A 12,736-nucleotide genomic window follows, 5' to 3' on the forward strand; every position below is an offset into this window, starting at 1 on the left:
ACTGATGCCGACCAAACATGAACACTGGGTGACCAGTGGAGACCTTCTTCTCTACGCCGTTGCGGAGGGCAACCCGGAAGCAACGCCCATTGTTCTGGTACACGGCTACCCCGACAACCACAGTGTCTGGGACAAGGTCACGGCCACACTCAGCCAGGAGTATCTGGTGATTCGTTACGATGTCCGCGGTGCTGGCCGCTCCGACAAGCCAGCCCGGACCTGGGACTATCGCCTGTCGTTGCTGGCAAAAGATCTGCAAGCAGTCGTCAACGCCATTATCCCCGACCGGCCATTTCATCTGGTTGCCCACGACTGGGGCTCCATTCAGAGCTGGGAATCGGTCACCGACCCCGACCTCCAGCAGCGTATTCGGTCCTACACGTCCATTTCCGGCCCCTGCCTGGATCATGTCGGCTTCTGGATTCGCAATCAGATCGGCTCACCAGCAAACGGCGGTACTACCAAGGTACTGCGGCAGCTGGCGAGTTCCTGGTACGTATTTCTGTTCCAGCTGCCGCTACTTCCGGAAATAATCTGGAAAGCCGGGCTGGACAGAATCTGGCCCGACTACCTCAAGAAACAGGAACAGGTCGCTGACGCCCGCTTCAGCCCCTTGCAGAAGGCAGACGGGCAATATGGCGTAAAACTCTACCGGGCAAACTTTCTGCCCAGACTGCTACGCCCCAGGCCACGGCACACCCGCTGCCCCGTTCAGGTGATCATTCCTACCCGGGATGCCTACGTTGGCCGTCAACTCACCGAATGCCTGGTGCAATGGACCGGTAAACTCACGCTGCAGGAACTGGATGCCCCGCACTGGGCGCCACTGACCGAGCCCGACGCCATCTGTCAGTCTGTATCAACCTTTGTTGGAAATAACGCTTAGCGGACCTCAAAGCCCCTGATGACAACGGTCACAAAAACAACAAGGGCGCCCCGAAGGCGCCCTTGTTACTGCAAGCCTCGATCGAACGATCAGGCTTTCTTGCGGCGGAATGCCAGGCCAGTCAGACCCAGACCCAGCAGGGCCAGGGTACCGGGCTCCGGCACAGAAACCGGAGGCTGCTCGGTAATTTCCTGTACCTTGGTGTCAACAAACGATGCGGTGAACGAATCTGCGTTAGTACCACCGGAACGGAGAATGTTCAGGTTCCAGGCGGCACCGCCGGAATTCAGGGCCAGATCGACGTAGTCGCTGCCAGTGGTTCCGTAACCACTACCGATGTTGCCAGCGCCTTCACACTTGGTGAAACCACCGGAACCATCGGCCTGGAAACCGTTATCATCGCTGTCGATACCAATGGCATTGGTAGAGGACGCATCACAACCAAAGCTGTTGTTTACTACCACGTTCAGCAGCGCGTTCTTCCCGAACAATCCTGACAACAGGCTCTCCTTGTTCAGGGCAGCATTCGTGTTGTCACGATCCTCGTCGGTAACCAGCACAAAGTTAACCGCGGCATCCGCGCGATAGCTCAGATTATTCAGTGCCCAGTCCAGCGCACTCCAGCCGTCTTCCGTGCCACCGTTGGTAACCAGCGTCGACGTTGCAGCAGCAAAATCGGTGGAACTACCCCACTCCTGAGTGCCCGCAGTAACGGCATCCATATCATGGGCATGGGGATCGAGATGGTTGCTGAATGACGAACCACCGAAACCAACCAGCGAATACCGGTTGCTTACCGAAGAGCCAACGCCCTCACCGACCAGACCACTCTCAAGGCTTGCAATCATATTGCTGAGCCAGGCGTGCTCTCCACCCATGGAGCCGGATTCATCGACCAGAAACACAACATCTGCCGTAATCGGCGCGGCAACAGAAGCGGAACTCATCAGGGCGGCTGCGGCCAGGCCAGCAGTGCCGGCAATCCATTTTCTTTTCATGGTTAAACTCCTTTTTGTGAGTCAATGTGTGACTCAACCTTCCCTGCGCGATTCCTGCCAGAATTGAAAAGATCTTTAATTTTCAGTTTGTTATAAAACACTCAGTTAATGTGCCTGAACACAACTGTAAAGTGCTTCGACACCATCAAAGCTGAGAAGGTAACGGAGCGGGAAATGGCGAATATACCGACGGAGATACCGAGAAAGACCGGTGCCCGTCAAAAGCAGAGCACCGTTTTATGCAGCGATTACAGGGAGGGAGAGAGCAATCAACGGGTACCGTAAACCACCATGGTCTTACCCTTGACCCGCACCAGACCTTGATCTTCAAGAGTTTTCAGAACCCGACCGACCATCTCCCGGGAGCAACCAACAATGCGTCCAATTTCCTGACGGGTAATCTTGATCTGCATGCCGTCCGGGTGAGTCATGGCATCCGGCTCTTTGCACAGATCCAGCAGTGTTCTGGCAACCCGGCCAGTGACATCAAGGAACGCCAGGTCCCCTACCTTGCGGGTAGTCTGGCGCAGGCGCGAGGCCATCTGTTCACCAATAAAGTACAACACCCGCGGATCCTGCTGAGCGATTTCCCGGAACTTGGTGTAGCTGATTTCTGCCACTTCGCACTCAGTCTTGGCCTTGACCCAGGCACTCCGGGAATCCATGTTGTCGAACAGCCCCATCTCGCCGAAGAAATCACCGGCATTAAGGTACGCCATGATCATTTCACGACCATCGTCGTCTTCAATAATGACAGTGACCGAGCCCTTGACGATGTAGAACAGGGAATCGCTTTTATCACCCGCATAGATGATGGTGCTTTTGGCTGGGTAACGCCGGCGATGGCATTGGGAAAGGAAGTAATCCAGGTGTTTGGTCTTCTGCTCAACCGGCTTGACAATGGTAGCCATAATGCGAGACATGCCTCCTCAGAGTCTGGCGATTCCTGATCGTTTTTATATCCCCGCCTGTCCGTGCGGGTTAGGGGTTTTACTGATATGCCACGCAACTTATAACAAGAAGGTAACTTCTGGGCAACTCAAAAGCGGATACAGGATGTATCTGAAGGCAATACCGCTTTGGTCGCAACCACATCATGCCGCAGGGAGCTAACTGTGCTAGCATCCTGCCCATTCATTCAGGCACCAGGGGTAACTCCGATGAAAGCAACCGTCGACTGGACCGGCAATGCCAGCTTCAAAGCAACCAGTGGCAGTGGCCACAGTGTTCAACTGGACGGCCCCCCGGATCACGGTGGCGAGAATCTGGGTCCGCGCCCAATGGAGTTGCTGCTGATGGGCGTGGGCGGCTGCTCCTCCTTCGATGTGATGAGCATCCTGAAGAAAAGCCGCCAGGACGTGACCGCCTGTCACTGTGAGCTTGATGCGGAGCGCGCTGATGAGGTGCCGGCTGTGTTCACCCGCATTCATCTTCATTTTGTGGTTAGCGGAAACAACCTGAAGGAAAAGCAGGTGGAGCGCGCAGTCAGCCTGTCTGCCGACAAGTACTGTTCAGCCTCGATCATGCTGGGCAAAGCCGGTGTCGAGATCACGCACAGCTTCGAAATCCAGGCCGCCAGCTAGAACGGCAGGGCAGATTCCGGCCAGCGCCCTGCAACCGCGGCTTTTCGTTATAAAAAATGTCATTGCAAATACTATTCAATGACACCTGCGGTATGCATAATACGCAACTTTCTCCGCCGGTCTGCGCAAAAGGTGAACAGTTCCATTCACCCGGTCAGTAGTCGGTGGCGGCCTCGGCAGGGAGAGTTCCTCTCCCTGTGATCATTCATCTCCATTTCCCGGAGGGGCTGAGCATGGAAACCAAACTCCAGCTGCACGGTTTCAACAACCTGACCAAATCCCTGAGCTTCAACATCTACGACATCTGTTACGCGCAGACCGAAGAACAACGCGAAGCCTATATTGATTACATCGACGAGATGTACAACGCCGAGCGTCTGACCCAGATTCTGACCGACGTGGTCAAGATCATCGGTGCCAATGTTCTCAACATTGCCCGCCAGGATTACGAGCCTCATGGTGCGTCCGTCACCATGCTGATCGCCGAGCACGAACTGTCCGACAGCGAAGCCAATAACGAAGAGTCCCCTGGTCCGCTGCCGGATACCATTGTGGCGCATCTGGACAAGAGCCACGTGACGGTGCACACCTATCCGGAAAGCCATCCCCATGACGGCGTGAGCACCTTCCGGGCCGATATCGACGTGTCCACCTGCGGTCTGATTTCACCGCTGAAGGTACTGAACTACCTGATTCACAGCTTCGACTCGGATGTGGTTACCGTTGACTACCGTGTACGCGGTTTCACCCGTGACGTGGACGGTACCAAGCATTACATCGATCACGACATCAACTCGATCCAGAACTACCTGACCGAGGATACCCAGAACGCGTATCAGATGATCGACGTCAACGTGTATCAGGAAAACCTGTTCCACACCAAGATGATGCTCAAGGAGTTCAATCTGGACAACTATGTGTTCGGAGTGAACGCCGGCGATCTGGACCCGGCAGAAGCCCAGTCCATCGAGGATCGCCTGCGCCGGGAAATGCTGGAAATCTTCTACTCCCGCAACGTGGAATAATCGCTCCGGAGGTGACGACGGGGTTCCCGTCGTCACCTTTTGATGCCTTCGTCAGTTTTTTTGACTTCCCCCGCCAGAATTCTGCGTTTTCATCCCTTCCACCATCCCGGTTAAATAGCCCCATGACTAACCGAGAGGAGGACGGGATCATGCTTCGCTCCCTGAAACAAACCATTCCCGCACTGGCCACATCCGATGGCGCCGGGGTTCGCATCAAACGCTCATTGGGTCAGCGCCAATCCGTGCGCATGGATCCATTCCTGATGCTGGATGAATTCGGTTCTGACCAGCCCCAGGACTATATTGCCGGCTTTCCGGCCCATCCGCACCGGGGCTTTGAAACCATCACCTATATGATTGAAGGCCACATGCTGCATGAGGACCACCTGGGGAATCGCGGCAACCTCCGCAACGGTGGGGTGCAATGGATGACCGCAGGCCGGGGCATCGTGCACTCGGAGATGCCGCAACAGGAATCCGGGGGCATGCGGGGATTCCAACTCTGGCTCAACCTGCCGGCCGCTGAAAAAATGAAGCCCGCCGGCTACCGGGACATTCAGCCTGAAGAGATTCCGATAGCACGTCAGCCGGGTGTTTCCGTCCGGGTAATTGCCGGTGAACTGGAAATCGGTGGCGGTGCCGTCACCGGCGCAGTCACCGGCGGCAGCACGGAGCCCGTGTATGCCGACGTCCATCTGGAGCCCGGAGCGAGAGTCTCCTTACCGGTACCTCAGGCGCTCAATGCTCTGGTCTACCTGTACGAAGGCGTCGCAAGTCTGGTGAGCGAAGACCGGAACCAGACTCTGGTACCATCCTCGGCAAACATTCTGGACCAGGGGGATGAAGTTCTGATTGAAGGCGGAGAGGCCGGCGCAAAACTGCTGCTGATTGCCGGCCGCCCCATCGGCGAGCCAGTTGTCCAGTATGGTCCCTTTGTGATGAACACAACGGCCGAGATTGAGCAGGCGCTGGCCGACTACCGCGATGGCACCCTGACAGCCTGATCAGGCAAAAGTTCTACCAGCCATCAGGCTCTGGACCATGGGCCGGATAATCAGATCCATGGCCAGGGCCATTTTCGGCCCAGGGATCACCAGAGTGTCGTGGCGGGACAGACTGCTTTGGGGGATGGCCTGCAGTAACCAGGGAAAATCCACTTCCGCCGTTTCCCTGAAATGAATGACCACCATGCTTTCGTCCTCACTGGGCACATCCCGGGCAACGAACGGGTTGGACGTGTCCACCAGCGGAATTCGCTGGAAGTTGATGTGGGTATGAGAGAACTGCGGCACGATGTCGTGCACGTAATCGTCCATCCGATTGATGATCGTCTGAACCACGGCATCCTGGCTGTAGCCGCGCTGATGAGTATCCCGATGGATTTTCTGGATCCACTCCAGATTGACAATGGGTACCACACCAATCAGCAAGTCAACGTACTGGGCAATGTTGTAGTTGTCGCTCACCACCCCGCCATGGAGCCCCTCGTAGAACAGGGCATCGGTATCCGCAGGTAACGGGCCCCAGGGGGTGAAGGTGCCAGGTTTGTGGCCTTCGGCCACCAGGTCGCGGTCTTCGTCATGAACGTACTGCCGGTAACGGCCATTGCCGGTATGGCTGTAGTCATAGAACAGAGCTTCCAGCCTATCAATATGATTGGCTGCCAGGGCAAAATGGTTGCGTTCACCAAACTGCCCTTTAGCGGCGAGTCGTGCCATTTGCTCCCGGGTATACCGATGAAAGCTGTCGCCACTGACCATAGCGGCAGCAATACCCTCACTGGCAAACATGCGGTTGAAGATCTGCCCGGTTGTGGTGGTGCCCGCCCCGGAAGACCCGGTAACGGCGATAATCGGATGGCGTCTGGACATAAAAAGCTCAGGTTCCCGGATGTGCGTCAGACAAGGCTGGTCAGCAGTCGGGGCTTCTCGACCACAAACCCTTGAGCGTAATCCACGCCCAGTTGTCTCAGCATATCCAGAACCTCACGGGATTCAACCTGAGAGGCAATCACTTCCCGCTCCATGTAGTGAGCCATATCAACCATGGACCTGACCATGGCCTGGTCCGTCTGGTTGACTGCCAACTGACCGGTAAAGGCACTGTCGATCTTGATCAGATCTACCGGCAACGATCGCATGAACTGGAAGGAACTGGGGCCACTACCAAAGTTACCCAGGCAGAACCGGCAGCCGAGCTCTTTCATTTCCAGCATGAAATCCGCCACCGATTGCAGGTCATGAATGGCAGAGGCTTCCGTCAGCTCGAACCAGAGACGCTCAATAGGCGCATCCTTCTCACTGAGCTTTTCGTAAATGAATTCCAGCAGTGACTGGTCGTTCAACGAATAGCCGGAGAGATTTATGCACACACCGCCTACATGGCGCGGATCCGGTGACTGATCCCTCAGCCAATCCAGCATGTGCCCCACGACCCAGCGATCCACCGCCTGCATACGGTCATAGCGCTCGGCCATGCGAACGAAATCCTGGCCGGTAATCAGCTGCCCGCTGTCGTCGTACATACTGATCAGAATTTCATACTGCGCCCCCATGCGGGTGCTGCCGTGCAGAGGGATGATCTTCTGGCAACGCAGCAGCATGCGTTCTTCATCCGGGTTGCTCAGGCCAGCCACACGGGCTGCAATCTGCTCTTGCCGGGCCTGGTCGTCTGCGTCGAGAGTGTATATAGAGAAACGGCCAGGGCCCTTGTCACGGGCAGAATTGAGCGCCTGTTCGGCGGCTTTCAGCCATTTTTCGGCGCTGATCAACGCGGGCAGTTCCGGCGCTAGACCAACATTGGCATTTAACGTGTAACACCGTCCGCCATACTCGAAGGGCTCATCTGCAATGGCTTCCAGGAGCGCCTTGGCAATTTCCGGCCCCTGTTCTTCAGGCACCAGCATGGCAAATTCATTGCCTCCGGGACGAGCCACCGGCATGCCATCGCCCACATGCCGACAGATGACCTCCGCCACCCGTTTCAGGGTTTCATCTCCGGCCTGGTAGCCCGCCGTATCATTCAGCAATCGGAACCCGCGCAGATCCAGTTGCAATAAAGTCCGGCTATCTTCCCGGCGGGCAAGTTGCTGTTCCAGCATACGCTCGAATTCCCGACGGTTAAGCAGCCGGGTCAGTTCATCATGGGTGGATGCCCAGGACAGCTGGTCATAGACGTTGCGAACCATGCGGTCGATGCTCTCATCTACCAGCGGTCGATCATACTGATTATCCGGTACGATGATGCCTTTGCGCATTTGTCTGGCCAGAGCTTCCAGCTCCAGCTCAACCACCCGCATACCCTGGTGATTAACGAATACAAACCGGCTGAAACCACGGGCAATCCACACCAGGCGGATATACTGGGGATCTTCCGCCTTGGTTTGATCCCGCAGCCAGTCACCGGTGCGCAATTGCTGGGCCCGGTTGATCCAGCGTTGCAGGCTGCGCTGTTCCCGCTCACTGAGCACCTGTTTGTCCGGGCGGACACCACTGACCGCAGGCATTTCAACCATTTCCGGCGCCTTGTCGGGCCGACGCACCAGGAACTGCTTCAACTCATCCCGGATCTGGGAGGACGGCATATGGTTGCTGGAGATCGACGCCAGACCATCCTGAATCAGCCGCAACAGTTCGGGCAGGTTAATGCTGCTGTCCGGGTCCTCGGCAAAGGCCATCAGCGAATCGATCACTGCCAGGTAGTCCTGCCATAACTGACTGTCTGGTCCCTGGCGAATCCAGGTCAGCGACAATAAATCCCGCCAGCCACCGTCGAGCAGGCTGACCAGGGCCCTGGGAACCTTGCGGCCAGCCAGTTTGCTTTCCAGCGCGCTGGCTACGGCAGTTTTGGATTCGGCAACCTTCTGGGCACCCTCTGCGGCAGCCGTCACACGCTCAACGTTGCGGCGATACACGAGGTTCTGCCGGTCAATCAGCGTGTCCAGCTCACCTACGGTTTGCTCAAACACACCGGTATCCTGTTCAAACTCGGTAGCAATGCGGTGAATCAGCTCATCCACCCGGCGCTGCACCACCGGGTTCAGCCGGCCACCCTTCACGCCCAGTTGTGCCAGGCGATTCATCACACCACGAACCGGGCTGTCCTGGTCCTCAAAGAATTCGGGATCACGCATCACAACTTTCAGCACCGGCACTTCCAGCTGACGCATTCGGCTCTGGGCGTAGTCACTGAGTTTGGGGCTATCGACCACGCTCCGGAAAAACCGATCGACAACGTCCAGAGTGTCCTGCTGCTCAGTATTGAGCCGGGTGTCACCGGTTTCACGTATCTTTTCAACCACCCGGTCCCGCAAGGGCACGGCCGGCTCTTCCGGAGCCGCAGCGCGTAGCTGCAGCTCCTGCAATTCCCGGTGCAGTTCACCCTGAGACAGCGGACGAGCATTGGCCGGAAACGGCTCTGGCGTCGCCTCTCCATTCTCCACACGACTGGCCTGCAGTGTTGTCAGCAGATTCCTCACCGTAGCAAAAGCAGTCTGGGCTGCCCTGGCATACCCCCGGAACTCTCCAGCTACCCGGTTTTTCAGCCCGCGGGCCGTTTGCCCGGGTTTGCTTTCCGGCGCCTCAGGCTGCGGCTTTTCCAGAGGTGTTTCAGGCTCCGGCTTCAGCACCTCGGCCGGCGGCTCCTTCCTGGCCGGCGCCTGTTCGCTCAGATAACGGGACAGGTCCAGATCCGGCAACACACCATGCCGGATCAGGATATTGTTCAACTCCCGATACAACGGCTCCAGCTGTTTGATCACCGTCTGCTCAAACGTCTTCAGGCAGACCTTTTCAACGTCCCGGCTGACTTTCAGTTGGGCAAGCGCGTTATGGAAGGCTTCGCACACGAGGGCGGGACCGAGGGGATTATGATGGCCGGTGCGATTGGCGATACCTAACTTGTCCAGCCTCAGCTTGAGCTGCAGCAGGTCGCCACGGTATTGGGTATCAGCACGGGTAACCATCACCCGAATTGCCAGCCAGTCCTCAAACTCGTTTTTGTCTACCACCGACAACACTGAACCGGGCGCGCCTTTGGGCTCCGGTTTTAAGGGCGACTCCAGACTGCGGCTCATGTAATGCCAGAGCACCCGCTGGCGCCCCTGAATCTGGCCGGATGCATCCATCAACTCATTGGCAAGCTGATCATTGGGGGCTTTCTGGGCTGTAACACGCAGGGCATCCACCGTCTGCACAAAACAGGCATCCATCAGTGGTTCAATAAACCGCGTAACCGTTTTGGCACACTGATGAAGCACAAACTGAACCCGCTCACTGGGGGCGCGAAGGGATGACCGGGACTGATCACCGGAGCTGCCACACAACTGCAGCATGGCGTTGAAGGCATCGGAATCGGGGCGGGTAAAATGCACGCCCATGGCACCGTCAATACGCCGCACCGGGCTGACATGAAGCTCGTATCGACGATTGCCCTCAAGACCGCGGAACCGAACCACCAGCTCGGTAACGCTGCCGCCGGCAAAGGCCCGCTCGATTTTGCCGGAGGTTTCACCCGAATAACGAATGAACATGCCTTCGGCACAGAAATCTGCAATCTGGCAGGGCCACGCCTCACCATTGCCGGCATCTATCTGAGCGGCAAGTTTTATCGGCTGTCGGGGGCTGCTGCGACGCTCTCTCGGATCCATGAACTACCTGACCAGTTGCAAAGCCGGCATGTTGCCGGATGCGAAAATCCGGCCAACGTCCCTGAGTGGGTGTAGGTTCGAGCTGTTATGATAAGGCCTATGGCGGTCGGTTAAAAATCTGTAACAGCCGTCGGCGAATAAGGAATTGTACAGCCTCATACCCACAACATCATAATATGATGATTCATGAGACAGCTTAGTCAGATCTATCTCTTTTTGCTACTGGTAACACCCCTGAGTGGCTGTACGACCATTGGCTACTATAGCCAGGCCATCGGCGGCCATGTGTCCCTGATGATGAAGGCCAGGCCCATCCACCAGGTGATCACGGCACCGGAAACCGACCCGGAACTTCGTCGACAGCTTGAGCTGGCAGCGCAGGCGCGGGCGTTTGCGGCTCAGGAACTGGCCTTGCCCGTGGACGACGTCTTCAGTGAATACGTAGCGCTGGGCCGCCCATGGGTGGTAGTGAATCTGGTCGCCGTGCCGGAGTTTTCCCTTACCCCCCACCAGTGGTGTTATCCGTTTGTGGGCTGCCAGTCCTATCGCGGGTACTTCCGCCTGGCCGATGCCCGGCAGGAACAGACGGCCTTCCATGAGCGCGATTACGATACCTTTATCGGCGCTGTTACCGCCTACTCCACCCTGGGCTGGTTCGATGATCCACTGCATACCGGGTTCACCTCCCTGGCGGATGACCGCATGGTCGCCCTGATGTTCCACGAGCTGGCCCACCGAGTTCTCTATATCAACGGTGATACCGCCTTTAACGAAAGTTTTGCCACCGCCGTGGAGCTGGAGGGGCTTCGGCTCTGGCTTCAGCAGCAAGGGGCACCGGAGGGTTTTGAGCGTGCCCTGGCGCGACTGCAGCACCGGCAACAGACGCTGGCACTGGTCGACGCCACCAGCGAACAGCTGCAGCAGCTTTATGCCAGCCAGAACCAGATGGACAAATCCATGCTGCGTGCGCACAAGGCCCAACTGCTCGATGAGCTGGCCCGGAATTACGCCAACCTGGCCGGGCAATACGAAGATCCGGGGCCGTTTGGCCCGCCGCCGGTGCAGCTTAACAACGCACAGCTGGCATTGTTCCGGCAATATAATCAGCATGTTCCCGCCTTCCGACAGATGCTGAAAGAGCTGAACTACCGCTTCCACGATTTTTACCGGGCTGTCGAGGAGCTTTCCCGACAGCCGGCGGACAGTCGATCTGCGCAGTTGAAATTGCTGTCAGAGCGGTTTGTAGAAAACCTTTGAATTGCGCTGGGTGTTGTATGAGGCCAGCTTTGGCCCCGGCAGATCCTGCACGGCGGTGGGTACGAAACCGCGTTCCCGGAACCAGTGTTCGGTTTGGGTAGTCAGCACAAACAGTTTGTGGACACCCTGGCCCCGGGCCAGCTTTTCAACCATGGCGAGAATCTCGTCACCACGGCCGGCGCGTCGGTAGGAGGGGTCGACCGCAAAACAGGACAACTCTCCGGAGCCCTCCTCCGGATAATGGTATAGCGCGGCGCAGCCGACAATGGTGCCGTCCCGCTCCGCCACCACAAACCGGTCAATTTCGGTTTCCAGCATTTCCCGGGAGCGGCGAACCAGCACGCCCTGCTCTTCCAGCGGCTGAATCAGCTCCAGAATGCCCCCGATATCTTCTACCCGCGCCTGGCGAATCTGTTCGTAGTTATCACCGCTGACAAGGGTGCCGGAACCATCGCGGGTAAACAGCTCCTCCAGCAGGGCGCCGTCTTCGACATAACTGATGATGTGGGCACGCCGAACGCCTTTGACACAGGCATCGCAGGCGGCCTTGAGCAGGGCCGCGTCGTGACCGGTGACGGCATTGTCGTTCAGGCGTTCGGACGCCTGACGGGCGGACAACTCACGTATCAGGCTGCCATCTTCTTCAAGCAGGCCTTCGTCGTCGATGAAGACAATCAGCTTCTCCGCCTGCAGCGCCGCGGCCACCTGGCTGCCAACATCCTCATAGGAAAGGTTGAAGGCATCACCTGTGGGCGAATAGCCCATTGGCGGCAGCAAAACAATATGCCCCAGCTCCAGCAATTGCTCGATGCCTCGGGTATCAACACGGCGGACGCGGCCGGTATAGCCAAAATCAATGCCATCCAGCACGCCAACGGGTTTGGCGGTGACGTAGTTGCCGCTGCTGACCCGAATCCGGGCGTTATGCATGGGTGAGTTCACCAACCCCATGGAGAGCTGGCTTTCCAGGTAGGCCCTGAGCCCGCCAATGGCTTCCATAACCATCGGCAGATGGTTATCGGGGGTGATGCGCAAGCCCCGTGCGAAGGAGGATTCCAGGCCGGCATCATCCAGTCGCGACTGAATCTGGGGGCGGCCACCGAACGCCACCACCAACTTGACGCCAAGGCTGCCGAGCAAAGCGATGTCGTGGATGATGTTGATAAAATTGCGGTGCTCGATGGCATCCCCGGGCATGGTCAGGACGACGGTTCGGCCGCGATGGGCGTTGATGTACGGAGAGGAATGGCGGAATCCGTGCAGCCAGTCGTTTGATTTCAAACCTTTATTCCTTATACCCTGATAATGCTTGCCAAGAATGGAGAATGCCGGGACGGTTT

The 12,736-nt window shown here is 57.3% G+C and carries 10 protein-coding genes; 5 read left to right on the top strand and 5 right to left on the bottom strand.

All coding sequences use genetic code 11. The features are described 5' to 3' along the window. Positions 1-4 precede the first annotated feature (4 nt). A complete protein-coding gene (locus C7436_RS10610; protein ID WP_121207800.1) occupies positions 5-886 on the top strand; it encodes an alpha/beta fold hydrolase in 882 nt (293 codons plus the stop codon). Positions 887-975: 89 nt separating this feature from the next. Here C7436_RS10610 and C7436_RS10615 read toward each other — a convergent pair whose 3' ends face one another. Next, positions 976-1,884 (bottom strand): vWA domain-containing protein, encoded by a 909-nt coding sequence (locus C7436_RS10615; protein WP_011786959.1) that lies wholly within the window; start codon positions 1,882-1,884, stop codon positions 976-978. Positions 1,885-2,153: 269 nt separating this feature from the next. After that, positions 2,154-2,795 (bottom strand): cAMP-activated global transcriptional regulator CRP, encoded by a 642-nt coding sequence (gene crp, locus C7436_RS10620; RefSeq protein ID WP_007153756.1) that lies wholly within the window; start codon positions 2,793-2,795, stop codon positions 2,154-2,156. A 249-nt stretch (positions 2,796-3,044) separates the two neighbouring features. Here crp and C7436_RS10625 point away from each other — a divergent pair, with 249 nt between their 5' ends. From C7436_RS10625 to C7436_RS10635, 3 genes are all read left to right on the top strand, one after another. After that, the gene (locus C7436_RS10625; RefSeq protein ID WP_011786961.1) at positions 3,045-3,467 is read left to right on the top strand and encodes an OsmC family protein; all 423 of its coding nucleotides are present in this window, start codon (positions 3,045-3,047) and stop codon (positions 3,465-3,467) included. 233 nt (positions 3,468-3,700) lie between these two features. Beyond that, on the top strand, positions 3,701-4,492 hold the full coding sequence (gene speD, locus C7436_RS10630) for an adenosylmethionine decarboxylase (protein ID WP_011786962.1): 792 nt from the start codon (positions 3,701-3,703) through the stop codon (positions 4,490-4,492). A 149-nt stretch (positions 4,493-4,641) separates the two neighbouring features. Beyond that, complete coding sequence (locus C7436_RS10635; protein WP_121207801.1) at positions 4,642-5,496, top strand: pirin family protein; 855 nt, start codon at positions 4,642-4,644, stop codon at positions 5,494-5,496. Here the strand turns inward: C7436_RS10635 and C7436_RS10640 are convergent, their stop codons facing one another. Together C7436_RS10640 and C7436_RS10645 are read right to left on the bottom strand one after the other, a co-directional pair. Beyond that, complete coding sequence (locus C7436_RS10640; protein WP_121207802.1) at positions 5,497-6,363, bottom strand: phosphoribulokinase; 867 nt, start codon at positions 6,361-6,363, stop codon at positions 5,497-5,499. Between the two features lie 26 nt (positions 6,364-6,389). Next, positions 6,390-10,139, bottom strand: coding sequence for a DUF1631 family protein (locus C7436_RS10645; protein WP_121207803.1), 3,750 nt, complete (start codon positions 10,137-10,139; stop codon positions 6,390-6,392). A 186-nt stretch (positions 10,140-10,325) separates the two neighbouring features. On the opposite strand from C7436_RS10645, the gene C7436_RS10650 reads away from it, so the two are divergent. Further along, positions 10,326-11,396, top strand: coding sequence for an aminopeptidase (locus tag C7436_RS10650; RefSeq protein ID WP_121207804.1), 1,071 nt, complete (start codon positions 10,326-10,328; stop codon positions 11,394-11,396). Here the strand turns inward: C7436_RS10650 and argA are convergent. Beyond that, complete coding sequence (gene argA / locus C7436_RS10655) at positions 11,370-12,677, bottom strand: amino-acid N-acetyltransferase (protein ID WP_023012053.1); 1,308 nt, start codon at positions 12,675-12,677, stop codon at positions 11,370-11,372. The two genes, C7436_RS10650 and argA, sit on opposite strands and share 27 nt — an antisense overlap. Between the last annotated feature and the right edge of the window lie 59 nt (positions 12,678-12,736).

It is taken from the genome of Marinobacter nauticus (genome assembly GCF_003634635.1).
Lineage (GTDB): Bacteria > Pseudomonadota > Gammaproteobacteria > Pseudomonadales > Oleiphilaceae > Marinobacter > Marinobacter nauticus.